Source organism: Halobacteriovorax sp. RZ-2 (assembly GCF_043196685.1).
Classification (GTDB): Bacteria; Bdellovibrionota; Bacteriovoracia; order Bacteriovoracales; family Bacteriovoracaceae; genus Halobacteriovorax_A.
In genome coordinates this window covers 918,426-944,220 of sequence record NZ_JBEBMR010000001.1, presented here as the reverse complement: position 1 = coordinate 944,220, position 25,795 = coordinate 918,426, and the positions used below count along the sequence as shown (strand labels likewise).

Below are 25,795 nucleotides of genomic sequence, written 5' to 3'. Positions count from 1 at the left end.
TATTTTATCGGAGATGAAAAATGGGACTCGTCCTTAAGCGATTTCAATTATTATTTTTAGTACTTTCGTTCTTACTGGTTTCTTGCCAGCAAACGAAAAGATCAATTTCTAGTATCGAAGACCAGGTTGATAATCAACCGGCGCTTTATTTGAATACGATTACAGAAGCACCTGATCTATTTGACCGAAATCTCGAAGAGTTAGTTGCACATTATAATGTTAATCTTCAAAAACGAGCTTATGACTCGAGTGAAACGAGGGCAGTTATGATCTCGCTAGAGTCAATGGAGCTTCCAGAGGGACAGGCTTTTGCAATTGATACAACAATTGAAGGTAATGGTGTTCATGTCTTAAAAGTTATTCGTTCGACAAATGATGAGGCCATGACTAAGTCATCTAAAAGTTTACTCTTCAACTTTCTTTCTGAAATTAATGAAAGGAAGAATATTGTAAATATCTATTCATTCTTTGAAATTGCTCACAATGCTAAAGCAGGTGATCTTCGTGCAAAGATTGCCTTAGAAAATTTAAAGATGAAGGCATTAGGTGATTCTGCAATTTATGATGAAGATCGCAAAATTATTGAAGAAGGTATCTCTGAACTAGAAAGCGATTTTAAGGTTGTAAAAAAAGAAATGAAGGCCAAAGAAACAGCTCGTAAGAGTGCAATGGCCACACTTGATAAAGCTGCTGAGAATCATCAGTTAAAGGTATTAATTCAAAATAATGATCGCAAAGGTGTTGCAGATCTTTTAGAGAAATATCTTCCTTGGGAACAGATGACTCCAATTGAAGATTCATATTGGAATCATATTCTTAAGCGCATGAGAAACCCAATTCCTGCAAAAGATAAGGTTCTGGTTTACCGTGGAACATACGGTGACCGCTTATTTCCTCAGATTGTTGATGGCCAAGAGCTTGAGTATGAAGATGCTGTAAAGAAAGCAAACCTTGGTTCGATGTCTACTATCTTAACTCGAAATCAAGGAACTTATAATCGTAGACTTCGCTCTCTTCAAACAATGTATGGAAAGAAAATTGCTTCTAATCCAAGTAATACAGATTCTAAATTTGTTGAAACTGCACGCCTAACAACAATGCTTAGGCAACACTCTATTGAAGCGCAGGGAAGTCCATTCCTTTCGTTCACTTCAAACTTTGATACAGGTTATACCTTTGGATTTTCAATAGCGGATGACAAAACAGTTGCCGACGCTAAAGGGGCCATGGGGGCATTCTTAATTGATCCAGAACTTCTGATGTTTAATCAAATGTCTGGGTTTAAATCTGAGATGGAATACTTAGCACCATTAATTACGTTTCCTGATGAAATGGTCGGCTTCTATGATGAAGACTATATGGAAAAGGTTAATCGTTCAGCAATCAAAGATGCACTTCATGATGGCCTTAAGAAAGAAATGGTTAGGATTTATGGAGATGCACAAGGTCCGGGAATCGCTGATGAAATCCTTTCTCGTTCAAGTGAATTTAATGATTATGAAAAGGCATATCTTGTTCCAAAATTAAAAACAAACTTAACTGGGGCAACTAATGAGAATGTCGGAATTGCAAAGAAGATTAGTAACTTCTTTAGTAATTTAAAGAATAAGTTTTCTTCTTCTAGTAAGGGGAAAGTTAAAGTGATCGATGAAATGCCTAAAATTAATAATTGTTTATACGCTATTAAGAGCTTCTTACAGTAAAAGAGGCAATAAAAGAGGAATTCATGCATAAGAAAGCATTTGGTTTACTTTCCGTCTTACTTCTAACACTTACTGTTCTTACACAGTATTCGCAAGTAGATCGTTCTGAGTATTCATACTTCAGCACTCGAGCACCTGCTTCCGTTGCTGATATGGAACGTTTAGAGACGTTACTAGCTGTTGATAAACTCGATTACTATATCGGTGAATATATCAATAATTTTGGTAAGAAGATTGATGATGAAGCACTAGGAGAACTTAAGAAAGTTGAGCTTGATTATATTATTGATAAGTACTCAACTGACTCTCGAATTTTTGATGCAAAGAAATACGATGCAATTATTTATGATATCTTAAAAGATCGTCTAGGTAAGAAGCCTTCTGGGACAAAGGCTAGTTATGAGTGGGGTTATAACTTCTTTAAAAATAAATTAAATGAAGGTTTTACTCTTCTTGATTCTAAAATAAAACCAAAAGATGACTCTGCTATTACTAAAGTAGAACCAAGGTCTGAGTTTACTCTTCCTGATCAAGGAATTAAAAATGGTGAGCTGACATTAGATGCTGATCACTATATTTCAAATCGTACGACACGTGCTGTTTTCTGGGAAGCAGTTGAAAGTAATCGTGATGTTGAATTTCACCTTGAAAACTCTAGAGAGTTCTTAAAGAATCTACAGGCCAATGGTGGTCAGATACTTAAAGAAATTCGTCCATTTGCAAATAATTACAATAAAATCTATGCCGTTCAATACCCTGGTGAGTCTACTTATCGTTATGCGATTACAGCAATCGGTGGAAAAGATCGACTAAATCACCTAATGCTACAATTTGGTCTATCTAAGAGAGGACATACAGTAACAAATAAGGTTCGTATCTTTGGTGATCTTGATGACACTCATAAGATGATGGAAGATGAGCTCTCTGGAATTTTTAGACACCTACCAAAGTCTGAAAGAGTCATTATCGGACAGAAAGGTGCTATTGAGAGAACTTTTGAAACGCTGTGGAAAGTTCGTGCTCTTAAAAACCTATACGATGACGAGCCAGACTTGGTTCTATCTCACATCTCAGATAAGTTAAAAGATTCTTTTAAAGATCTCATGGCCGATGGAGATATCAAGAAATACGATATTTTCAAAAATAAAAAAGATATTGAAACGGCCTTTACGAAGCTAGAAAAGACAATCAAGGGCAAAGGAATTGAGCCCTTTGAGTTTAAGAAATATGACTATGATAATTATGTTATTTCGATGTCAGACATTGTCTTTAAAAACTCTGAAGGAGAAGACGTTGTATGGCGTGTTGTTGCAAATAGTTGGGGAGATGAAATTTCGCCACTTGCAAAGGCACTGAAAAATACAGGTCATAAGAATATTACATATATTGGAACAGCTGGAGCATTCCCAGAGAAAGGGTATAGTGTAGGTGATCTTGTTATCCCTTCACATACGCGTTTAGATGGTGAGAGTAAGAAGCTTCGTGGAACAATTATGGATATTGATGGTGCCAAAGTTGGTGGTACTGTTGATCATGTATATTCTCCATTTATTGAAACAAATGAGTGGTTAGAAGAAAGTTCAAGTCATTCTGATTTTGTCGAAGTTGAAGTAAGTCACTTAAGAAAAATATTAAATGGCCAAGATGACGATCTTCAAGCCTATCTACTAATATCAGATGTTCTTAAGTCTGAAGGTGAGACTCTTGCTTCTGCAACTGGAGCTAAAAGAAGAAACTCTCTTAATAAACTTCTCTATGCAATGCTTGATAGAGATAAGGTTGGGATTCCACAAGGTGTAAATACTGCTGATAACCATATTGGAATTCTAAGAAGTACAATCGATAAAGTACTTGGAAATAAGGCCAACACTCTAAAATACTATATTTTCTCTATGCTAAAGGATAGTAAGAATGTCTCTGAGGCGGAGATTCAAGCGGCAGTAGATTCTGTTGATAATTTTAGCGACAACTATTTTACAAAGAGAATTACAGAGTCTTCTGAGGTCTCGAGTTATGTTCTAAGGAAATTAGAAGAATTTGGGCATATGCCTAAGATTTCTGTTGATAAAGAATTTGTCGACGGAAAGTGGCACCCAAAAACTGATAAGATTATTATTAATATTCATGCTGACACACAAGAATTAGTGGATCAGTATAAAGAAGCTGCTAAAGATTTTGAAAATGAAATTGCAAAGGTTTCTAAATTTTGTGAAATCAATTTCATAAGAGGACCTCCTTCTGAGGAATATGTTACAATTCCAAAATACGTAGGTCTTGATAGTGACTTCCTTGTAAATCTTTATTCACAATCAGCATTTAAACAAGCTGGTCTTGATGCCCAAGTTACTTATAACGGTAATTTAAAATTTAATTTCTTACCAACTGTTAATAACTCAGATGTTTGTGTTGATGAAAAATTCTGCCATCTTTCATTCTTTAAACCGGATCAGGCGACAAAAGACTTATTAGTTGATTTTGACTCACACACAAAATTCAAAGCACAATTTAATAAAGATCCAGTTGAGATGTTCAATGAAATGATTAAAAGGGCAAATCAAATTACACAAACAAATTATAGCTTTGAAGTTGTTGTTGAAAAGAATGCGACTCTTGAAGATGGAAAGCTTGCTGAAATTGTTCCAGATATTGATCCTGAGAAGGGACTTCTTGTAAAGGTGCGCCTTACGGAAGAAGGGTATAATAATCCACTTGTCCTCTTAGAAGAGGCCATTCACGTGAATCAAATTACACGTGGAGATGACTTTTTAAAGCATCCCGTTTTTTGGGCCGAAGCCGCTTTAAATGCAAAACATGGATCAATGCGTTCTCGTGAGTTCTTAGCACGAGCAGAAGTGGATGCAATGGATAAATTATCTAATCTAATGAGAAGTAAATTTGCCGGAAATGCAGATGCAGCACTTAGTAAAATTGAACAATATGCAGAAATTAGAAAGGCACATGCAGCAAAGATTGCAAATAATCTTAAGAAGAAGGTACGTGCTGAAAAAACGATTCGTAATGGTTTAGCTAAACAATGGAAAGCTCTTCATAAGGCGCTTGAGGCGCAAGATCTCAAACTAGATGATTATATTGCTTCTAATAATCGCAAAAAAGTGGCCGAGTTAATTGAAGCGTATATGCCATGGGAACAAATGGAGCCAACTGAGATTGCAGCATGGCAAAGATGGGTAAAGGAAATTGAAAATCCTAGTGATGACTTCTTTGTGAGCTTTAGAGGCTTAGGAGATGACCTTGTTCGTGAGTCCAATGATGGTGGCCACTTCTTAATGGCCAAGCTTCTAACAAAGAACCAGGGGAGTTACACGAGAAGACTGCGTTCGTTAAAAACCTACTTTGATAAGAAAATTAGCAAGAAAGCAGGTGTACATATGCCAGTTGAGTTTCAGTCTCTTGCTGGTGTTTTCAAAGGGCATAGTGTTGAGCCATTAGGTTCTCCTTATTTATCGGGATCAGTTCTTTCTGTTGCGGATAATTTTGCTAGTGAATACCACGGCCAAAAAATAGCGGCATTAAAGATGTCTCAAAATAGAAGCTTATTAAATCTTGTTTCAAATTATAATGAACTAGAAGAAATGATCCCACTGATCGTCTTCCCTGATGAGATTATTTCAATTGAACCAGCAGGAGATATTGAAGCAATTCAGGATTCAGTAGAAGAAAAAATAGGACGTCTTCTTAAAGAAACAGAGCTTGAAAGATCAGCGGTGCAGGCCGATAGTGATTACAAAGTTAGAGCAACGCTTGAGTGGTGGAAACAAATTGATCCAACCGGTATCACGCCAACAAATTCTACCAAGACTTGTAAGGATGTAATTAAGATGTTCTTATCTCAACAGTAATTAGTTGATCATAATATTTACCCTTACCCTTTGTCCGAAAAACGGTTAAAATTGACGGATAAAGGGTAAGTTATGAATTTAGAAAATTACAAAGATATAAATGCACTATCTGCATTGAAAGAATCAAATAAATTTAAAAAGGTGTTCTTTTACCGTATTTGCGGGACGGGAATGGGAGCGGCTGCATGCCTTCTTAAGGAAGCTGGGTTTGAGGTCGCTGGTGCGGATCGCATGTTCTATCCACCAATGAGTACCTATCTAGATAACTCGGGTATTGATGTTTATAAATTTGAAGAACACAATATTGAAGAGATTATTAAAGACTACGATTTAATCGTTGTAGGAAATGTCGTCGCAAGAAATTCTGATGATGCAAAATTTATTGAAGAAAGTGGCCTTCCATTTTGTTCATTTCCGGCGGCAATAGGAGCCTTAGTTTTAAAAGATAAAACCGTTGTTGGTATTTCTGGAACTCATGGAAAGACAACAACAACATACTTTGGTGTTCAACTTTTTGAAAAACTAGGAATGGAACCTGGTTATCTAATTGGTGGGGTAATGGATGAGCGTCCACCTGCTAGAGTGGGAAAAGGTGATTACTTCTTTATTGAATCTGACGAATACGATTCTGCATACTTTGAAAAATTCTCAAAGTTTCGCTCTTACTATATCAATAAATTAATTATCACATCACTTGAGTTTGACCATGCTGATATTTTTGAGTCAATTGAAGATATTAAAAATGAGTTTAAAGCAATTCTTCCAAGTGTCGACGAAGTGATAGCTTGCTCAGAGTGGCAAAGTATCAATGATCTAAAGGTCACGGATAAGTCTTGGTCAGAGTATGATCGTGAAAATGTAAAAATCATTAATGTCGATAATGGCCTGACTTCGTTTTCAATGAAATGTTCAGTTGGTGAGCATGAGTTTAAAACAAACCTAATGGGCCATCATAATATTCTTAATTTAGCGTCAGTTATTATTGTCGCTTTAAAAGCTGGAAAGACTCCAGAAGAAATTCAGGCCGGCATCTTAGATCTTAGAATGGTGCAAAGAAGGCAGGAAGTAAAAGGTGAGTTCAATTCTTCGCCTATTATTGATGACTTTGCTCACCATCCAACTGCCGTCCAAGAAACTTTGCATGCAATTTCTTTGAAATATCCAGGAAAGAAAATACATGCTTATCTTGAACCAGGCTCAGCAACTGCACGAAGTGATCTTTTCCAAGAAAGATTTGCGGACTCTTTAAAAGGCGCGGCCAGTGCAACAATTATCAAACCATCACGTCCTACAACGGCAAAGGGCCAAGGTGATCTTGATGTTGATAAACTAAAGTCTGACTTAGAAAAAAGTGGAATAAGAACTAATATTGTAACAGAGTTAGAACCTTTGATTACGTTAATAAAAGAAAATAGCAGTGAGCAGAGTGTTCAGCTTGTTATGAGTAATAGTTCTTGTCTAGGTTTATGGAGTAGCGAGTTTGTTAAAACACTTTAAGACAACTCTTCCATTCTTCATCGCTTTTACAAGTTTCTCTGGGCAGTTTGCTCACGCAAAGAACTTATCAGATGCACAAGTGATCAATGAGTATATGAAGCTTCATCGCAAGCAGTATAAAACGACGTGCTCGATGAAAATTTATAACGAGTCTCAAAAGCTTTATAAGAATTTCTTAGGGAATGGAATCTTTATTCCTTTTCAATTAAGTGGAGATCTCGATGAAGGAACAATCAAAGAATACGTTCCTTTAATGAAAAAGAAGAGAGAGTGGATTAAAGGTGTTAATGAACGCCTTTCTAAAATGCGCTCTTTTAGAAATGTCCTGGCCCGCAATCGTCAGATCCAAAGTCAATTTGAAAAGGCCATGCGTCACAATTATAAGTATCGCTATTTCAAGGATCTAAAGGCTAAGTCTCACGTGGCCCTTGAATCAAAAAAAGAGATCAAACAATTTCTCAAAGATCTTGAAAGATATCTAAATAGCCTTTTTTTCTTACAGTCTTTTAACTTCCCTGTTGATCACCTACATTTAAGAAGTGAGTACGACAAGGTTAAGGACCTAGAAACAGCAGAAGGAAAACAGAAGTCAAACTCTGCATACTTACTGAGAAAAATTGTTGAAGACGGAAGTGTTGATCCAAAAAAAGGCCGCTCTGATTTAAGTCTTCGCTCTCTGATTGACTCTGTCTACTTACGTATTGTTGGCTTTGACCAACCATTCTTAACTGAAGATCTTCGTTATGATATTTCTGATTTAATTTCTCGTCTTGATGGGGTCTTAAGGAAAGGTCATAAGAAGACTTATGCAAGAACAAAGTACTGGCAAAAAAAGATCATTGAACGTGAAGACTATTACGTTGACCTACTTAATAAGAGTAAAACAAAAGATGATATCTTAAAGAAAATCTTCGAAGATAAGAATCAGGCCCGCTACGCCTTAAGCCAGTATATCTATGACAAAGAGGCCTTGGTTTATAAATTTTGGAAAAGACAAAAAGAGATTTATCGCAAGCTATATGCACTTGAAACGATTTTGATTCATGAAGTTGGACGCCTCGATGATAACTATGGAAGTGAAAGAAGAGATGTGGCCAAGGTTGTAATTAATCGAGTGACAAATCCTGGCTATAATACGATTGAAAGTGATGAACCATTCTATCAATCTCTTGTTAAAGCAGGTGTAAAGAATACTGAAAAGTATCCGTGGCTTAATGTACTCTTTAAAAGAGGCCAGTTTTCATTTACATACTTTTTTATTCCTGCTTCGAAGGGAATCTTTTGTCCTGACCAATCAAAGTCTGCACGAAAGTTAATGCGTAAGAACTTAAAAATGATTTTGGATGAATTACATAATCCAGATAAAGACTTCAAGGCAACACGTTACTTCTCAAGAGCTTCAATGCTTGGAAGAATGGATATGTCTTCTTTGTGGGATGAGTACTCTAGTATGGAAGAGCGTCCGGGGCCTTTGATTCACAATACGAAGCGATTAAAAACATTGCTTACTCGAAAGAACTTGAACTACTTATATTCTTTTAAAGATAGTGGTGAACATAATTACGATGTATATCGCTATAAAAATAAAGTTTATGTACATTCGGCCAAAAGCGGTAAGTTCTATCAATACCGTAATCCTCATTATTTCAAATACTTCGTAAAGAACGATGATTACTAATTTTTATTGAGTATAAGCTATTGAAAATAGTAGTTGAAACTAGTTGTTAAAACGCGCTAATAGCAGTATATTCATACAATTATTAGTGTATTAATTATTTATAGCTAGGAGATGAGGCAGTGCTAAAAGATTTTACATTCACTTCTGAATCAGTAACAGAAGGGCACCCTGATAAAATTGCGGATCAAATCAGTGATGCGGTACTTGATGCGATGTTAGAACAAGATCCAAAATCTCGTGTTGCTTGTGAAACTATGATCACAACAGGTCTAGTTGTTCTTGCAGGTGAGATTACTTCTACAGCTAATATCGATTTCCAAGAAACAGTAAGAAATAAAATTAGAGAGATTGGATACGATCACTCTGATAAAGGTTTTGATGCTAATACTTGTGGTGTGATGGTTGCTCTTGATAAGCAATCACCAGATATTGCTCAAGGTGTAAACGTTGGTGAAGGTACATATACAGAATTAGGTGCTGGTGACCAGGGTCTAATGTTTGGTTACGCTTGTAACGAAACTGATAACTACATGCCAATGACAATTGATCTTTCACACAGACTTGCTGAAAGACTTTCAGAAGTTAGAAAGAATGGAACTCTAGGTGAGCTTAGAGCTGACGGTAAAACACAAGTTTCTGCACAGTACGAAGATGGTAAGCTATCTCGTATCGATGCAATTGTTGTTTCTACTCAACACTCTGACAATATGACTCTTTCACAAGTTCAAGAAGCAGTGAGAGAAGAAGTTGTTAATAAAGTTGTTCCAGCATCACTTGTTGATAACAACACGAAATACTTCATTAACCCAACTGGTAAATTTGTTATCGGTGGACCAATGGGGGACTGTGGTCTAACTGGTAGAAAGATTATCGTTGATACTTACGGTGGTCACGGTGCTCACGGTGGTGGAGCATTCTCTGGTAAAGATCCAACTAAGGTAGACCGTTCAGCAGCTTATGCAACAAGACAAATTGCTAAGCACATCGTTGCTGCAGGTCTTGCTGATAAAGCTCTAGTACAAGTTGCATATGCAATTGGTGTTGCTGAGCCAATGTCACTTCTTGTTGATACTTTTGGTACAGAGAAAGTAGACGTTGCTAAGATTAACAATGCTGTTAACCAAATCTTTGATATGAAGCCAGCGGCTATCATCGAAAGACTTGATCTACTTAGACCAATCTATTCTCCAACTGCTGCTTACGGGCACTTTGGTAGAACTAAAGATGGTTTCTTCCCTTGGGAAGAGCTTTCTTACGTAGAGAAGTTAAAAGCTCTTTGCTTATAAGCATCCGCGAAATTGGCCGCCCTAAGGCGGGCTATTGTTTGCGGTGCTAGGCCACTTCGCAATGAAATTAAAGAATATATTCAACAAGCCGGGTTCAAGCCCGGCTTTGTTGTTTCAAGGCCAATGGGAAAGTCATTGAAAGTAATAGGAGCCTTTCTTTTTTTTCAAATGCGACTATACTTATCCTATGAATGAATTCCTCATGTTCACATTACGCTACACACCATTCTGGTCAATTCCAATTATGATCATTGGTGGCCGCTTTGCGTACTACTATTGGTTAAGAGGCTACACTCTTCCTCCAATCTTCTTTGCTCTTTGCTCAGCTATCTCAAGCTTCTTCCTCTTTATTTGGATAATGGCCGGTGGGCCAGACAAAGTTGTTCATTATTTCTTAGATATTGTAAGAAACTTTTAGACACTAATATTTATATATAAACCTGTGATATTAGCTATTTATGCTAGTTTCGGAAGTTTTATCATGGTGTTAAAAAATTGACACGTCCACGATTTATTCGATACCATTTTAGTGGGACAATTTTTAACCTCACACGATGAGAGGCAACAACACATGAAGAATGATTTTAATTTTCTAACTGATACATTCTCAAATGATGAATCAGAAAATGAAGTAAAAATCGATCAAGGAAGAAAACCAGTGATTATTGTCGTGGAAGATGATCAAACTCTTTCCGCAATGATAACGAAGTATCTAAGTAAGAAGATAAATCTAGAAGTTATTAGTTTCTCTTCTCCAACACCTGCAATCGAGCATATTACTAAGAATCAAGTTGATCGCTTTTGTTTAATTACAGACATTAGCTTTGAAGATAACTCGTCTGATGGACTCTATCTAATCGACTTATTAAAAGAGCGTGGCCTAACTTTTAGCTCTATTGCTATGACAGGCTTTGCCTCTATTGAAACAGCAATTGCGGCAACTAAGAAAGGTGTTTTTCACTATCTAACTAAGCCTTTCGAACTTGAAGCTCTTAAAGACCTTGTGGTTAGGGCCCTTGTTCATAAGCTTGAATATCGAGAAAGCCTTGAGATTAATGCTGGAACAAGTTCTGCCAGTGATAAGCGCTCGTTTGGAACTAAGTATAAGCTAGAGATGCCTACTGAAGATGATATGTTTTGTGGGATGATCGGCCGCTCTAAGCCAATGAGAAAAATCTTTGAGCGCATAAAGAAAGTTGCAGCTTCGAGTTCAACGATCTTAATTGGAGGCCCTTCTGGAACGGGGAAGGAGCTTGTAGCAAAGGCAATTCACTTATCTTCAAATCGTAATCATAATAAAATTGTTAATGTAAATTGTGGTGCCATCCCTGGTGAGCTTCTAGAAAGTGAACTCTTTGGACATGAGAAGGGAGCCTTTACTGGCGCTGTATCAAGTCGAATGGGACGTTTTGAAGCTGCTGATGGTGGATCAATCTTCTTAGATGAAATTGGTGATATGCCACTACTTTTACAAGTTAAACTTCTTAGAGTTCTCCAACAAAGAGAAATTGAGCGCGTTGGTTCTTCAACAACAACTCCAGTTGATGTACGTATCATTACAGCAACACACAGAAATCTTGAAGACTCTGTTCAGCAAGGTAACTTCAGAGAAGACCTTTACTATAGACTTAATGTTATTCCGATAAAGATTCCTGCATTAAAAGATCGCAGAGAGGATATACCACTTTTAATTTCATACTTCCTATCGCGCTTTGTAAGTGCCGATGGAAGAAATGATATTGAATTAGATGATGAGACTTTTGAAATTCTTATGTCTTATGAATGGCCTGGTAACGTTCGTGAACTAGAAAATTTAATTGAAAGACTTGTTATCTTAAGAGGTGGAAATAAAATTAGACCTCAGGATCTGCCACCAAAGATTTTAGCTCTTACTAATCGCTCGACAATTGATACTGATGATCTTGTCAGTCTTCCAGATAATGGTATCAATTTAAAAGATTTTATGAATGAAGTAGAAGAGTCTTTAATTAAGCAGGCCCTTATTAAAACGAATGGTAATAAGAACCAAGCTTCAAAGCTGCTACAGATGAATCGTACAACGCTTATTGAAAAAATGAAGAAGAGAAATTTAGACGTTAATATTCAACAATAAATTTCTTCTTAACATAGCCAATATGACACCAATACTTAAGCCGACTTTCACAGTCGGCTTTTTAAATGCCTAATATCCTGTTGTGTAAAAACTTTGACATGGAAAAAACGTCCCATGAGAAAAATTTTCCTTTGAAATATTTCAAAATATTGTAAAATAGATTCACGGCATGCTTTAGGACGAAGAAATTGCCAAATAATTGACGTTATTAAATTTGAAACAGGAAGTTTCTACCAAATGAAGATAGATTTTAATTCAAAAAATTTATTATCTTTTATCGTACTTATTTTTAGTACTGCCTTCCTAAATATTGCATCAGCATCAATTGTTACACCCGAAGCTCACAATGACTTCTTACGTGTTAAGTTCTTTATTGATAAGAAACTAGTTAATGTAACAAAATCTAACTCAGAGGTATCATTCTCGACTTTAGATGGTGATATTTACTCAAAGGTAAAAGATGGGCTGAAGAATTTCTCTTCATCAAAGTATATTAAGAGAATCTCTTATACTGAGCCAACGTCTGGAAATAATGTTTTCACAATCTCTTTAATGCTTAAAAAGAATGTAGAAGTTTTCTCATTCTATAAGAATCGTGACCGTGCTTACTTTGTCGACTTCTGGAAAGATGGTGCAGTAACAAATAAGCAAGCAGCGATCAAAGATATTTCAACTCTGGTAAAGAAGAATGAAGCATCAGCGCAACAGTCGACACCAAAGTTTGTAAAAAAGTCTAAAGCTGTTAAACCAGCTCCAAAGATAGTTAGAAAAAATGTTGTTAAAAAGGCTCCTGCTAAGAAAGCGAATCCATATCGTGATTTTAGATATGGAGCCTCTTTTATCTGGGACTACCAAGCACTTGCACCAGAGTTAAAAACACAAATTCTAACGAATAGAAAGACAGCAGAGTACTTCTTTCCAATTAAGAATTTTGATTACAATAAGAATGAAAAAGAAGCTCATATGCAACTTACTCTTAATCTTTATAGAAAAGGTAAGTGGGGACTTATGTATAAGTCGATTAAGCTTTATGAGAAGAAATTTTCACAGTCTTACAATCCTTACAATGACTACATGAAGGCCAATGCTCTTTTAAGAGAAACTCTTGAAAAAGGTGATATCAAGCCAGTTGATACGGCCGTTTCAATGTATACGAATATCCTTGAGAGAACTGATATTTATGACCTAAGAAAAGGTATCTACAAATACCTCGTTCAGTTCTACCGTGAAAAGAAAGACTTTGTTAAGGCCCTTAAATATGCCAAGAGATTTTTTAGTGATGCAAAAGAGAATTTTGATTACGAAGAACTAGAGTATATGGGTGAGTATATCCTTTCATCTCTTGCAAACTTAAATCAAGTAGAGAAGGTTGAAAACCTAATCAAAGATAAGACTTTAGTTAAGATCATTTCTAAGCAAAAGCTTAAGGCCTATGAAATGTATACTTATCTAAGACAAAATGATGAAGAAAAAGTGATCGGTGCTTACGAGGCATTCGCTAAAACGACTAAAGGTGAGTACCTTCCATCGATCTACTACAATGCTGCAGAAGCATACTTTAGAACATCACAATATGAGAAAGCATTCAGAATTTATGATACTTTTATTTCTAAGTACTCTTACGTAAGTGAATCTGCTCAGGCAAGACTACGTATGGCGCTAATTGCTGATCTTCAGGATCGTCCAAAGAATGAAGTGTTAGAGCTTTATAAGAATGCAATCAACAGAGCTCAGAATCAAGAGGTGAGTCTAGAGGCACGTATCCGTTATGTTGGTGTTCGTACTATTAGAAAGATTAAGCCAGATACAAAAGATATTGAAACAAGAGTTTTCCTTGATAAGGGAACTGATAAGAAGCTAAACAAAGATCTTGAAATGCTTCTGTGGCAAACTCGTTTAAGAACATTCATTGTTGATGGGCAATATGAAGAGGCCCTAACATTCTTGACTGCACTACCAATTGCGGCCATGAAAATTAGTGAAAAGAAGGTTTTTGAAGCTGATGGAGCCGAAATTGTTTACGGAATTATCAAGACAAACTTTGAAGAAGGTAAGTTTGCCCGTGCTATCCGCGCTTGGGAAATTTACAAAGATACTTATTTTGCAAAGATCGGTGCTGATCCTGAAATTCAGTTTATTATCGCGAAATCGTATATAAATCTTACACTGTGGGACGGATTTCAGAAAATGTATGAGAAAATGATAGCGAGCAAAAAGGAAACTGCTCATACTTTCCCTTTATGGGTTTCTCGCAAGGAAGTTAAGAAGTTGGACTTGTATAAGAACGAGCTACAAATTCTAAGAAATCTAAAGCTAAAAAATTACACTTCAGTAGATCGCATCATCGCGAGTACAAAAAAAGACTACCCAGGATTTGAAAAAATCACATTTTACAAAGCTCTTGCTCACTATAAGAGAGGAGAGTTTACAAAGGCCGAAAAAGAGTACGAAAAATTCTATGCAAGTGATGCAAATGCGAACTCAATTGATGCTAAAGATCTTGTTGATTCAATCCAATTTTACCTTGAGTCAATTTATGAGAGTAAGAAATTTGATAAGTACTTAAAAGTATCAACAGCTCTTCTAAAAGACGCAAGCTCATTCCAAATCGCTGATACTGTTGTTGAAGGATTAAGAGAAAGAGTTAACTACCAAAGAATTGAAATCTTATTTAAGAAAGCAAATAAAATTGCATCAGATGAAGCAAGAGCATTCTTAAACGATTATGAAAAATCACTTTATAAGAACCGCGTGAAGTTTTTATTAGGAAAGGAAAGCCTAAGACAAAACGATTTCACAACAGGTGAAAAGTTATTAAATGAAATACTTTCAGATAGCGAAGCAAAGGATTATCTGAAAGAGTTGGCCAGGACAGAGCTAACACTAGTTAACTTAAAAAAACGTACACTATAATTTAGCCCACGGATCGGGCAAACGACAGACAGGAGGTCAGATGAATACGTTTACAGCGGAAATTTTTGGACAGGATCCTAAAATAGTTAAGGCACTTAAAGTTGCAAACAACGTTGCTGTTACAAAAGCACCAGTTCTTATTGTTGGTGAAGCAGGTGTTGGTAAGAAGACACTAGCTGGTTTTATCCATGAAAATTCAACAAGACAGGGAAAACCATTTGTAACTGTAGACTGTGCAGCAGACGCAAACCAAGTTGAGAATGAGATCTTAGGTTATAGAGACCCAGAAACAGGACGTTTCATTAAAGGTGCATTCGAAAACGCAAATGGTGGTACTGTTGTTCTAGTAAACGTAGATGGACTAGAAGATACTTTTCAAAAAAAGCTTCACAAAATCCTTGGTGAACTAACTGACTATGAAATTGATGTAAGAATGGTTGCAACAACAACTAAGAACCTTTCTAAGCTTGTTGGAGCTGGTCGTTTTTACCGTGGCCTATATACTTTCATTTCATCTAACTCAATCACTCTAACTCCACTAAGAGAAAGAGTTGGTGACCTAGAGTACATCGCAAAAAATATTATCAAGACAACTCTTGGTGGTGCTGAAGTTTCTGTTCAAGAAGAAGCAATGAATAAGATTCTTTCTCACTACTGGACTCACAATGTAAAAGAACTTAAGGCAGTTATCGAAAATGCACTAGCTAACTTTGAAGGAAATGAAGTTTCAGCTGAGCACCTTGAGATCGGTGAGAAGAAAGCAGTAAATGTTATCTCTGAAGATGATTCAGAAGGAATTAGATTAATGTCTCTTAAAGAAGCTGAGAAGCTACTTATCAAGAAGGCACTTATCCATACTTCTGAAAATAGAACTCAAGCAGCAAAGATTCTTGGTGTATCAATTAGAACACTAAGAAACAAAATCAATGAGTACCGTGGAGACGGAAACTCATACTTTGTTAACTTAAGATAAGGTTTCATCATGAGGGTTGAGGATAAGACATTAAAAGCACTAGCTGCATCTTTGAATTTAAGACAGATCCGACATGAGGTCTTAACTTCAAATATCGCTAATGCAGATACACCTGGTTATAAGGCCAAGCGAGTTGACTTTGAAGAAGCACTTGCAAGAGCTTTAGACGTCGATGGGAATCTTGAAATGTTGACCTCTGAAGAGAAACACTTTGACGTTGGCAATGGTGGTTTTGAAAATCTTCAACCTGAAATTTATGATGATCCAAATGGCATCGTCTCTGAAGATGGGAATACTGTCGACAGAGACGCTGAAATGGCCAAAATGGCAGAAAATAAAATTTTGTATGATGCATCGGTAAAGTTACTAAATAAGAAACTAGGGATGCTTAAATATACAATTAACTCTGAAAAATAGAGTAGGGGGAGATAATGGATTTACTAACGAGTTTAAAAATTAGTTCATCAGGTGTTGCAGCAAATAAGAAGCGCATGGCAGCGATTTCTTCAAATATTGCAAATGCTCAGACGACAAGAACGGCCGAAGGTGGTCCATATCGTAAGAAAGAAGTTGCTTTTGGAAGCGAGCCTGCTCGTGAAAGCTTTTCGGATATTTTAGAAGGTGAGATGGGTGAGGTTGCTCAATCTGTTCATGCAACAGAAGTTGTATCAAGCGATAAACCACCAATCCTAAAGTATGAACCAAATCACCCTGATGCAAATGAGCAAGGGTATGTTGCCTATCCAAATATCAATGTAATGGAAGAGATGGCAGATATGATTTCAGCTTCAAGAAGTTATGAAGCGAATATTAACGTAATGAATACAACTAAGAGTATGGCGATGAAAGCGCTTGAAATTGGAAGTGGAAACTAAGAATAAAGGAAAGGGGTTAAATCATGGCGATCAATAATATTACTACAATGAATGACGTCTTTAACTCACATAAAATGCGCGAGTGGACTAGTCCAACTGGTGGCGCGGAAGAATTTAAGTTAGAAGGCTTTGATGAGCTCTCTAAAGTAGCACCATCTGAGAAGAGTCAGTCGTTTTCTGAACTTTTAGCAAATCAGATTATGGATGTTAACAATTTACAAAAAGAAGCTAACACAGCTATTGAGAAGTTAGTTAGTGGTGAGAGTAAGAATATCCACGAAACTATGTTAGCTGTTGAAAGAGCTGAAATTGCTTTTAAGACAATGAACCAAGTTCGTAACAAAGTAATTGACGCTTATAAAGAAGTAATGAGAATGCAAGTCTAGTTAATAACTAGTTGTTAATGATCTCTTAATTTAGGATGAATTAAGAGTTTCAGGTGTCAGGAGGATACGTGAAAGATTTTTTCGATAAAATGCTTAGAAACTTCAAAGAGTTCTATGGAGAACTTGATGCAGGAAAGAAGATTTCTCTCTTTGCTGTTACTGGGGTTATTCTAGTCTTCCTACTAGGTGTTGTCCTTTGGGCCACTCACACTAATTATAAAGTTCTTTATTCTGATCTTAATAAAGAAGATATGACAAAGGTTGAGGTCTTCTTAAGTCAGAATAACGTCGAGAAGAAAACTTCTGCAGATGGGAAAACAATTAGTATCCCTGAGGATATGATTGAAACTGTACGTCTTAAAATGATGACTTCAGGTTTCTCATTTTCTGGAACTGTAGGTTATGAAGTTTTTGATAATCAATCTTTTGGAACAACTTCTTTTGTTCAAAAGGTAAATAAGCAAAGAGCACTCGAAGGCGAGCTCATTAAAACAATTAAGCACCTAAGAGGTGTTAAAAGAGCTCGAGTTCACTTAAATATCCCTGAGTCTTCACCATTTGTTTCTGAAAAGAAACCACCAACAGCATCAGTTGTTCTTGAGCTTAACCGTGGTGTAACTCTTACTGAGCAAGAAATTAAAGGGATCTCTTCACTTGTTGCTTCATCTGTTGAAGGAATGAGAGGTGAGGGTGTTGTTATCCTTGATCACAGAGGGAAGAAACTTTCTGAGAATATTGGTGATGCAATGACAGCCAATACGGCAAATCGTCTTGCTCTTGAGTCAAAGCTTAATAGAAAGTATGAAAAGCAAATCGAAGATATCTTAACGAGAGTAGTTGGGGCAGGAAAAGTTATCGCCAAGGTTTCGGTTGATATGGACTTTACTGAAAGTGTATCAACTCAAACAACTTATGATTCTGAAAACAAAGCTGTTCTTTCTGAAGTAACAAATACTCAAAACCTACAGGGATCACGTCCTTCTCCGCAAGGAATTCCTGGGGCACGTTCAAATTTACCTGGAGAGCAACCTCAACCAGGTGTACCTGAAACAAGAAATGATGTTAAGAAAGAGCTAGCAACTCGAAACTATAACGTACCAAAGAAAGTGACTCGCTCAAAGTCTCCGACTGCATCAGTGAGAAAGATTTCAGCAGCAGTTATGGTCGATGGTAAGCATGTGACTCAGACTGTAGATGGTAAGACGGTAACTAAGTATGAGCCATGGTCAGAAGCTGATATCGCTAATTTTCAAGCGATCGTTGCTTCAACTCTTGGAATTGATAACCGTCGTGGTGATGTTATCACAATTAAGAATATGGAGTTCCAACAAGAAGATCTTGAAGCTATTGATGCTCTTATGCGTGAGCGTGAAAATAGAGAGCTGATCAAGAATATCTTTAAGTATCTTGCAATTGGTTTAACGATTTCTCTATTCTTCTTCGTTGTTGTTCGTCCGTTTATTCAATGGGTAACAGACAACGCGGTAGAGACAGTAGAAGACTTCTTACCTAGAACTCTTGAAGAACTTGAAAAAGTACAAGCAAATCAAAAGCTACCTGGACTTGAGGATGCTCTTCCACAGATTGAAGAGAAACTTAATCCAGAGAAAATTGAAGGGAATATGCTACGTGAGAAGATCATCTCACTGGTTGAAGGAAACCCTGCAAAAGCGGCACAGATTGTGCATGATATGATTCATAGTACGGAATCTGATAAGCAGATTGCGTAATGATAATAAGTAATAGAGCCCTTTAAGGAAGAGGAGAGAAAAGTGGCCGATCAATCATTAGACCCAGATGTAGAATACTCGCTACTATCAGGACAAGACAAAGCAGCACTTCTGCTTAGTTCTCTTGGTGTGAGTACGACACAACTTATATTCGCACATATGCGCGATAACGACGTAAAGCGTCTTATCAATGCGATGTCTAATGTTAAGAAAGCGCCAATTTGGATGATCAAGCGTGTTCTTGAAGAATTCTATTCTGAACTTAACGAAGAAAATGATCTACTTTTCTCTGATAACTCATCAAGAGACTTTATTGTAAACGCTCTAGGGGAAGATCGAGCTAAGCAACTTCTTGGTCAAATTATTGATGTTGGTGCCAACCAGACACTAGAGTCACTGGAGCTAGTTGATACCAGAACACTTGCAAACTTCCTAATTAACGAGCACCCTCAAACAATCGCGCTTATCATTGCGCACTTATCAGCAGAGCGTAAGGTTGATGTTCTTAGACGTCTTCCGGAAGGTCTTCAGGCCGAAGTTGTTCTAAGGGTAGCAAACCTTGACTTCGTATCTCCTGAGCTTATCGCGCAACTTGATGATGTTCTTAAGACTGAGCTTTCAACTCTTGGAACTATCGATACAAACCAACTTGGTGGTGTTGAGCCAATCGCAGATATGCTTAACCTTATGGATAAGAATTCTGAGAAGAATATTATGGGGCGAGTTGAGGAAAAAGATCCTGAACTTGCAGAAGAAATTCGTAAGCTTATGTTCGTTTTCGAAGACCTTGTTTATGTTGATGATCGTGGTATCCAGGCACTTCTTAAGGAAGTTGATCAACAGAAGCTTGTTATTGCTCTTAAGACAGCACCTGAAGAGATTAAAGCGAAGCTATTTAGAAATATGTCAAATCGTGCAGCAACTCTTCTACAGGAAGACCTTGATGCTCTTGGGCCAACAAAACTTTCTGATGTTGAAAAAGCTCAAGCTGAAATTGTGCATAAGTGTAAAGAACTTGAACAACAAGGTAAGGCGTTTATCTCTCGTGGTGGAGATGGCGATGCCCTTGTTTAATATTTAATAATAGGTTGATGGCCGTAGTATGACTCGTGATGTAAAAGAATATGAATTTCACTCTTTCTCTCAAAAACCACTTAACTCTAGTGTTGAGGAATTTGAGTTTCAAGATTTCGAAGGTATGTCGATTCGTGAAATTGAAGAGAAGCAGAAGATTATTCGCGTTGAAAGAGAAATGGCCAAAGATACTGGTTTTGATCTAAACCCTATCGTACACGAACACAGAGGTGTACGTGCACAAGAAGAGAGCGACTTTACTCAAGCTGTCCATGAAGAGGTTGCACGTCAAATTGAAGCAATCAAAGAAGATGCATACCGTGAAGGACTTGAGTTAGGACGCGAGCAGGGAAGAGAAGAAGTAAAGGTTGAGCTTGCTGGAGCTGCGGAAGAGAAGATACTTCTTTTAAACGATATGGTTTCAGAAGTTTTAAGTACTCAAGTAGGACTTCTTTCTGCTCAAAAAATGCAAACATATACACTGCTTAGAACAATTGCAAAATGGATTGTTCTTAAAGAGCTTAAAGATGATGGTGAATATATTATTCGTCTTCTTGAAAAGCTTATTGTGGAAGCGCAAACAAAAGAAAACCTTCTAATTCGTGTCAATGAGAAGCATTTTGAACAAATGCCTGAAGTCTTAGAAGTTGTTCAAGGTAAACTTGGGGAACTTACTAACACTCGTGTTGAAATTGACTATGATATAGAAGCACCAGGTATTGTCGTTGAATCTCAAAACGGTATTGTCAATGGTAGCTTAAAGACGCAACTCGATAGTCTTGATAAGTTATTTGAAGCAGTAGGATTAGCAAGTTCAGAGGACGACTCGGATGAATCACAATAATTTCTCTACATTAGATCTAGAAGCAATTCATAAGGCATATGAATACGCCACTCCTTACCAAAAAGTAGGGAAGGTATGTGCCTCAAAAGGGATGCTTTATGAAGTAAACCTTTCTCGCGCAGTTATTGGTTCTAATGTTGAATTCTTAACGGAGTTTGGTGATCGTTGTCTAGGTGAAGTTGTTGCTATTGATGGGCCAAAGTGTTTAACAATGCCTTATTCAGAGATAGCGGGAATCAATTCAGAAACAAAAGTATTTCTAAAAGAGCTTGTCACAAAAGTCAATGTTGGTGAGCAATACCTTGGACGTGTTATCGATTTCCAAGGAAATCCAATTGATGGCAAGGGGCCAATTAAAAGATCAAATGAAGTTCGATCAATCTTTGGAGAACCAATCAACCCACTAGAGCGTCCACCGATTTGTGAAATGCTTGATACTGGTGTTAATGCTATTAATGCCTTTATGACAGCAGGAAAGGGACAGCGTCTTGCTATTATGGCCGGTTCTGGTGTTGGTAAGTCTGTAACGCTTGGGATGGTTGCACAGAAGTCATCTGCTGACGTTAATATTATTGCTCTAATTGGAGAGCGTGGACGTGAGGTTCGTGAATTTATTGAACACGACCTTGGTGAGGAAGGTTTAAAGAAATCAATAGTTGTGGTTGCAACTTCCGATACTTCCGCCCTTATTCGTATGAAGGCCGCTTATGTGGCCACAACATTTGCTGAATACTTTAGAGATCAGAATAATGATGTACTCTTAATGATGGATTCAATTACACGTTTTGCCATGGCATCTCGTGAGATCTCATTAAGTGCTGGAGATCCTCCAGGCCAAAAAGGTTATACACCAACTGTATTTGCACAGCTTCCAAAATTAATGGAGCGCGCGGGAACAAAGGCTGACGCTGGTTCCATTACAGGTATTTATACTGTTCTTGTTGAAGGGGGAGATATGGATGAGCCGATTGCTGATGCCGTAAGGGGGATTAGTGATGGACACATTATTTTATCTCGTGCTCTTGCTTCAAAGAACCAATTCCCTGCGATTGATGTTCTACAATCACTATCGAGGGTAATGAATAAAGTTGTTTCTAGCGAACATCGAGTTGTTGCAGGACATATGCGTGATCTTATGTCTGCTTATCGTGATAACGAAGATCTTATTAATGTCGGTGCTTACTCTAAAGGTTCGAACCCTAAGGTTGATAAGGCCATGATCATTATCGATCAACTAAACGACTTATTAAAGCAAATGCAAGGTGAGGACCATTACCAAACGATTGATGAACTATATGATTCAATGGTTGGCCTCGCAAAGTATGCAGAAGAAGCATATAACTCATATGAGGAGTAATATAATTGCGTAGAGAAAAGTTTAAACTACAAGGCCTATTAAAGTTAAGAGAGTTCAAAGAACAAAAAGTGAAACTTGAACTCGGGCAGATTAATATCGAAAAAGGCCGTTTGAACGAAGCAATTGCCAAGTGTCACCAAGATATTGAAGAAACATATAAGGCACAAGAAGCCTTCTTTGATACATATACGTCAGGAAGAAATGCTCAATTCTTTCCAATGTTTATTCAATCTAAAAGAGACGAAATTAAGGTCTTAGAAAATCAATTACATGCAGTTGAGAGACAATATCAAGAGAAGGTCAAAGAACTTTCTGTTGCTAAAGGTGAAGTGAAAGTAATTGATAATTTAAAAAATGAATTTGAAACAGAACAAAATAGGGTCATTGAAAAGAAGCGCCAGGAAGCTATTGATGAATTAATGATGGCAAAGAGGCATGCTCGAAAATTGGCCGGGGAAGCTTAAAATGAAAAGGTTATTTCTTTTAGTATTAATATTATCATCTTCACTAACTGCCACAGCAGAAGAGAAGAAGATTTATTCGCAAGAAGAATTTGATAAGGCACTTGAAGTGGCCCTTGAAAAGAAGATGAAGAAAGTAGGCCGCTCAAAGTTGATTGAGTTCTCAAAAGAACTTCTTAAAAAAGAAGAGGAGCTGGCCACTCGTGAAAAGGCCTTAAAGAATCAACAAGAACAAGTTGTTGTTAACCAACAGGAACTTGAGGGGCGAATTAAAGAATTTAAGGCCTATCAAACGAATTTTCTATCATGTCTTGATAAGAAAGACTCTGATGAACAAAAACGCGTCATTCATATGGTTGACGTCGTTTCCAATATGAGGCCACAAACAGCAGCAAACTTATTATCTCAACAGGACCCATCAATCTCGATTAAGATTCTTGGAGAGCTCGATCCAGTAAAGGTTTCAAAGATCTTTAATATGATGGATAAAGAGATCTCAGCACGCTTACAAAAGCAATATATGACGATGAAGAAGTAGAGGTAAACTTTTCCATGGTTAATTTTTTTGTAAATTTATGTAAAGATATTGCAAGGCGTTAAAGAAAGGGACAAAGAGTAATGCTTAAAAACTTAATTGGACATAACTTAAAAGCAAAGGGGACAAAAGAGCAGGCCAAAGCTAGCTCTGTTGATAACCTACTTACAAGTCATGCCAATAAGAAGCTTTCAAAAGGACAAAAGGAAGAGTTTAGTAAACTACTTCTAGGTGGGGAGTCCAAAGGACAAAAATCACTTCAGACTACGAATGTGGCCGAGGGATTATTGTCAAAGTCAAATTCAAAGTTACTTAAGCAAGATAAGCAAAACCTTAAAAACCCAGTTAACGAAAAGATCTCTCATCAAGAAGTTAGAGATCTTCTTAAAGAGGGAAAAGCAAATACAAATACCCTTATTAAAGAATCACATAGTCCAAAGATGGCAAAGGCCATGGCCAAGCACACAGCGCCGACTTCTTTAATATCAACTCTAAGTTCAGCAGAAAAAACTCCAGTAGGTAAGCATAGTGATATTGATAATATTCTTGGGACTAAGAATATTGTTGAATTACAAAAAGCGAAGACATCGCTTGCTAATTCTAAACTTGAGTCAACTTTTGAGAGTAAACAAGCTCCAAAACTTGCTGCAGAGGGTGTTAAGACAAATGCTCTTTTAGGAAAGAATACTCAAGCTATTATTGATTCAGCACAGGCGACACCTGAAAAAACTGTTGAGGGGACGAAGGATAATAATCTTTTAAGAATGGCCTCGACAAACCTGTTTAAAGGTAAGAAGTCAGTTGCTACAAATAATAAAAATCTTGCAAGTGGTGCAGACTTCTTGGCAAATCGCCAAGTTTTAAATAACCAAGTTGCAAATGATATGAAAACTTCAAATAGTCTTCATATGAATAAGTTTGCCAAGGAAGCATCTCATAAGAATAACTCAATTATTCGTATGAAGAGTGAACCAAAAGTTGAGGACTTCTCATCTGATATTGCGACAAAAGGCGATAGAAGAGCTCCGCAAGTTCAAAATAATTTAATTGGTGCTCTTGGAAATACTAATGCAACAAATGACTTCAAAGCAGAAATCAATTTAGGCAAAGCTCCAGAAGTTCTCGATCTTTCAAATGTATCTAATGCAGATCAAATGATCAAAGAAGTAACTAACTATATTGAGATGAATCGTATTGAAAACGGTAAGTCTTTACAAGTACTAGTTAAGCATAATGAGCTAGGACATTTTAATGTTACTGCCAATAAAGATGCTAATGGTATGATCGCACTAAATATCGAAGCGACAACGATTGAAGCAAAAGAGTTCTTTAAAGAAAACGAAGTTAAGTTATTAAAGAACCTTGATATGAAAGGTGTTAGAGTTGCTGACTTTAAAATTCATACGGCAACATCTGGTCAAATGAGTGATACGGCATCTCAGTCTGAGAGCTTCAAAAATGAAAAGCGTAATAGTGAAAGACAATCGGACAAAATCTCCACTTCAAAAATGACTGGAAATGATTCTGATTATGCGAGACAATTAGATAATGAAGATTCTTTTGCATTTGATAGTTTTCAAGATGCAAGAGAGGGCCGTCAAAGAAGATGGCAAGAATATAGCGAACGCATAGGTGCATAATGCCAGGAATCGGAAAACCACAACAGAGAAATTCATTTTCACAAATCGGTATGGCCCCTCGCCAGACGAAGGGGAATGGAAAAGGTTCAGTTGGTGAAGAACTAAACCGTATTGCTGGTAATAATATCGCTGATCAAAAATTCGTTGATGCTAAAGATCATAATAAAATGGGACAAGAAGGTTTCCTAAAACTTCTTTCTCACCAACTTACACATCAAGATCCAATGAAGCCAATGGATCAAAAGCAACTTTCTGCAGATCTAGCTCAATTTTCTCAATTAGAGCAGATGACAAATATGAATCAAAAACTTGAAAATATGGGGAAGAATGACCCACAAGAATTAAAGTTTTTTGGTGCAAGTTTCTTAGGAAAAGAAATTTTAACGAAAGGTTCATCAGTTACTTATGATGGTCAATCTTTCAGAAAAGATGTTCCATTCTTCTTAGATAAAGAAGCTAAGAATGTTATGGTTAATATCTATGATAAAAATCGCCAACTAATTGGTAAGGTTGAAGCTGAAAACCTAGGAAGAGGACAACACACTCTTACTTGGAATGGACGTCAACTTGATAATACCAGAGCTGCAAAAGGTGATTACACTCTTGAGGTTTGGGCCTTTGATAAGGACATGAATAAATTTAAGGGTGAAACAAAGTCGACAGGTGTTGTTAACGCTGTTGATTTTGATAATGGAGAAACAATTTTCACACTAGAAAATGGAAAAAAAGTTTTTCTTCGTGACGTTGATAGCTTCAAACAAGCTTCTAATGGTGGTTCAGAAATGAACGATAAAAATATTGCCGCATTGCAAAAGAGGGCGGCTCAAAACTATAATAATATTAACAATTCCGCTAACCAATAATTGGAAA

20 protein-coding genes are annotated in these 25,795 nt (G+C 36.9%); all 20 read left to right on the top strand.

Features of this window, described 5'->3' with window-relative positions:
* Nucleotides 1-20 precede the first annotated feature (20 nt).
* The 20 genes from ABMA78_RS04445 (at nucleotide 21) to ABMA78_RS04350 (ending at nucleotide 25,788) form a co-directional block, all read left to right on the top strand.
* Entirely contained in the window at nucleotides 21-1,703 is a 1,683-nt protein-coding gene (locus ABMA78_RS04445) for a hypothetical protein (RefSeq protein ID WP_392857436.1), read from the top strand.
* A 23-nt stretch (nucleotides 1,704-1,726) separates the two neighbouring features.
* Nucleotides 1,727-5,563: a hypothetical protein gene (locus tag ABMA78_RS04440; RefSeq protein WP_392857435.1), complete on the top strand. Its 3,837-nt coding sequence runs from the start codon at nucleotides 1,727-1,729 to the stop codon at nucleotides 5,561-5,563.
* A gap of 72 nt (nucleotides 5,564-5,635) precedes the next feature.
* Nucleotides 5,636-7,060, top strand: coding sequence for a UDP-N-acetylmuramate--L-alanine ligase (murC, locus tag ABMA78_RS04435; protein ID WP_392857434.1), 1,425 nt, complete (start codon nucleotides 5,636-5,638; stop codon nucleotides 7,058-7,060).
* The gene (locus ABMA78_RS04430) at nucleotides 7,044-8,738 is read left to right on the top strand and encodes a hypothetical protein (protein WP_392857432.1); all 1,695 of its coding nucleotides are present in this window, start codon (nucleotides 7,044-7,046) and stop codon (nucleotides 8,736-8,738) included. The genes murC and ABMA78_RS04430 overlap by 17 nt, the downstream gene beginning before the upstream one ends.
* 119 nt (nucleotides 8,739-8,857) lie before the next feature.
* A complete protein-coding gene (gene metK, locus ABMA78_RS04425; RefSeq protein ID WP_392857430.1) occupies nucleotides 8,858-10,024 on the top strand; it encodes a methionine adenosyltransferase in 1,167 nt (388 codons plus the stop codon).
* A gap of 187 nt (nucleotides 10,025-10,211) precedes the next feature.
* Nucleotides 10,212-10,442 (top strand): hypothetical protein, encoded by a 231-nt coding sequence (locus tag ABMA78_RS04420; protein ID WP_392857429.1) that lies wholly within the window; start codon nucleotides 10,212-10,214, stop codon nucleotides 10,440-10,442.
* Nucleotides 10,443-10,595: 153 nt separating this feature from the next.
* Nucleotides 10,596-12,137 (top strand): sigma-54-dependent transcriptional regulator, encoded by a 1,542-nt coding sequence (locus ABMA78_RS04415; RefSeq protein ID WP_392857426.1) that lies wholly within the window; start codon nucleotides 10,596-10,598, stop codon nucleotides 12,135-12,137.
* 237 nt (nucleotides 12,138-12,374) lie between these two features.
* Nucleotides 12,375-15,050, top strand: coding sequence for a tol-pal system YbgF family protein (locus ABMA78_RS04410; RefSeq protein WP_392857423.1), 2,676 nt, complete (start codon nucleotides 12,375-12,377; stop codon nucleotides 15,048-15,050).
* A 40-nt stretch (nucleotides 15,051-15,090) separates the two neighbouring features.
* A complete protein-coding gene (locus ABMA78_RS04405; RefSeq protein ID WP_392857420.1) occupies nucleotides 15,091-16,023 on the top strand; it encodes a sigma-54-dependent transcriptional regulator in 933 nt (310 codons plus the stop codon).
* 9 nt (nucleotides 16,024-16,032) lie between these two features.
* Nucleotides 16,033-16,440 carry a flagellar basal body rod protein FlgB gene (gene flgB, locus ABMA78_RS04400; RefSeq protein WP_021266076.1) on the top strand — a complete coding sequence of 136 codons (408 nt, stop codon included), beginning with the start codon at nucleotides 16,033-16,035 and terminating at the stop codon, nucleotides 16,438-16,440.
* A 14-nt stretch (nucleotides 16,441-16,454) separates the two neighbouring features.
* A complete protein-coding gene (flgC, locus tag ABMA78_RS04395; RefSeq protein WP_021265925.1) occupies nucleotides 16,455-16,898 on the top strand; it encodes a flagellar basal body rod protein FlgC in 444 nt (147 codons plus the stop codon).
* 23 nt (nucleotides 16,899-16,921) lie between these two features.
* Nucleotides 16,922-17,284, top strand: coding sequence for a flagellar hook-basal body complex protein FliE (fliE, locus tag ABMA78_RS04390; protein WP_392857418.1), 363 nt, complete (start codon nucleotides 16,922-16,924; stop codon nucleotides 17,282-17,284).
* A gap of 68 nt (nucleotides 17,285-17,352) precedes the next feature.
* Nucleotides 17,353-19,014: a flagellar basal-body MS-ring/collar protein FliF gene (gene fliF, locus ABMA78_RS04385; RefSeq protein ID WP_392857416.1), complete on the top strand. Its 1,662-nt coding sequence runs from the start codon at nucleotides 17,353-17,355 to the stop codon at nucleotides 19,012-19,014.
* Between the two features lie 42 nt (nucleotides 19,015-19,056).
* Nucleotides 19,057-20,088, top strand: a complete 1,032-nt coding sequence (fliG, locus tag ABMA78_RS04380) for a flagellar motor switch protein FliG (RefSeq protein WP_021266524.1) — start codon at nucleotides 19,057-19,059, stop codon at nucleotides 20,086-20,088.
* A gap of 28 nt (nucleotides 20,089-20,116) precedes the next feature.
* Nucleotides 20,117-20,932 carry a FliH/SctL family protein gene (locus ABMA78_RS04375; RefSeq protein WP_392857414.1) on the top strand — a complete coding sequence of 272 codons (816 nt, stop codon included), beginning with the start codon at nucleotides 20,117-20,119 and terminating at the stop codon, nucleotides 20,930-20,932.
* Nucleotides 20,919-22,289, top strand: coding sequence for a FliI/YscN family ATPase (locus ABMA78_RS04370; protein ID WP_392857413.1), 1,371 nt, complete (start codon nucleotides 20,919-20,921; stop codon nucleotides 22,287-22,289). Before ABMA78_RS04375 ends, ABMA78_RS04370 begins: the two co-directional genes overlap by 14 nt.
* Nucleotides 22,290-22,294: 5 nt before the next feature.
* A complete protein-coding gene (locus ABMA78_RS04365) occupies nucleotides 22,295-22,753 on the top strand; it encodes a flagellar FliJ family protein (RefSeq protein ID WP_392857411.1) in 459 nt (152 codons plus the stop codon).
* Nucleotide 22,754: 1 nt separating this feature from the next.
* Nucleotides 22,755-23,288 (top strand): hypothetical protein, encoded by a 534-nt coding sequence (locus ABMA78_RS04360; protein WP_392857410.1) that lies wholly within the window; start codon nucleotides 22,755-22,757, stop codon nucleotides 23,286-23,288.
* 80 nt (nucleotides 23,289-23,368) lie between these two features.
* The gene (locus ABMA78_RS04355; RefSeq protein WP_392857407.1) at nucleotides 23,369-24,925 is read left to right on the top strand and encodes a hypothetical protein; all 1,557 of its coding nucleotides are present in this window, start codon (nucleotides 23,369-23,371) and stop codon (nucleotides 24,923-24,925) included.
* The gene (locus tag ABMA78_RS04350) at nucleotides 24,925-25,788 is read left to right on the top strand and encodes a flagellar hook assembly protein FlgD (RefSeq protein WP_392857405.1); all 864 of its coding nucleotides are present in this window, start codon (nucleotides 24,925-24,927) and stop codon (nucleotides 25,786-25,788) included. Before ABMA78_RS04355 ends, ABMA78_RS04350 begins: the two co-directional genes overlap by 1 nt.
* Nucleotides 25,789-25,795 lie beyond the last annotated feature (7 nt).

Bases quoted from the DNA above. Each gene is read 5' to 3' on its own strand.
- ABMA78_RS04445 (WP_392857436.1), top strand. From the start codon at position 21: ATGGGACTCGTCCTTAAGCGATTTCAATTATTATTTTTAGTACTTTCG.
- ABMA78_RS04440 (WP_392857435.1), top strand. From the start codon at position 1,727: ATGCATAAGAAAGCATTTGGTTTACTTTCCGTCTTACTTCTAACACTT.
- murC (WP_392857434.1), top strand. From the start codon at position 5,636: ATGAATTTAGAAAATTACAAAGATATAAATGCACTATCTGCATTGAAA.
- ABMA78_RS04420 (WP_392857429.1), top strand. From the start codon at position 10,212: ATGAATGAATTCCTCATGTTCACATTACGCTACACACCATTCTGGTCA.
- ABMA78_RS04415 (WP_392857426.1), top strand. From the start codon at position 10,596: ATGAAGAATGATTTTAATTTTCTAACTGATACATTCTCAAATGATGAA.
- ABMA78_RS04410 (WP_392857423.1), top strand. From the start codon at position 12,375: ATGAAGATAGATTTTAATTCAAAAAATTTATTATCTTTTATCGTACTT.
- ABMA78_RS04405 (WP_392857420.1), top strand. From the start codon at position 15,091: ATGAATACGTTTACAGCGGAAATTTTTGGACAGGATCCTAAAATAGTT.
- flgB (WP_021266076.1), top strand. From the start codon at position 16,033: ATGAGGGTTGAGGATAAGACATTAAAAGCACTAGCTGCATCTTTGAAT.
- flgC (WP_021265925.1), top strand. From the start codon at position 16,455: ATGGATTTACTAACGAGTTTAAAAATTAGTTCATCAGGTGTTGCAGCA.
- fliE (WP_392857418.1), top strand. From the start codon at position 16,922: ATGGCGATCAATAATATTACTACAATGAATGACGTCTTTAACTCACAT.
- ABMA78_RS04375 (WP_392857414.1), top strand. From the start codon at position 20,117: ATGACTCGTGATGTAAAAGAATATGAATTTCACTCTTTCTCTCAAAAA.
- ABMA78_RS04370 (WP_392857413.1), top strand. From the start codon at position 20,919: ATGAATCACAATAATTTCTCTACATTAGATCTAGAAGCAATTCATAAG.
- ABMA78_RS04360 (WP_392857410.1), top strand. From the start codon at position 22,755: ATGAAAAGGTTATTTCTTTTAGTATTAATATTATCATCTTCACTAACT.
- ABMA78_RS04355 (WP_392857407.1), top strand. From the start codon at position 23,369: ATGCTTAAAAACTTAATTGGACATAACTTAAAAGCAAAGGGGACAAAA.
- ABMA78_RS04350 (WP_392857405.1), top strand. From the start codon at position 24,925: ATGCCAGGAATCGGAAAACCACAACAGAGAAATTCATTTTCACAAATC.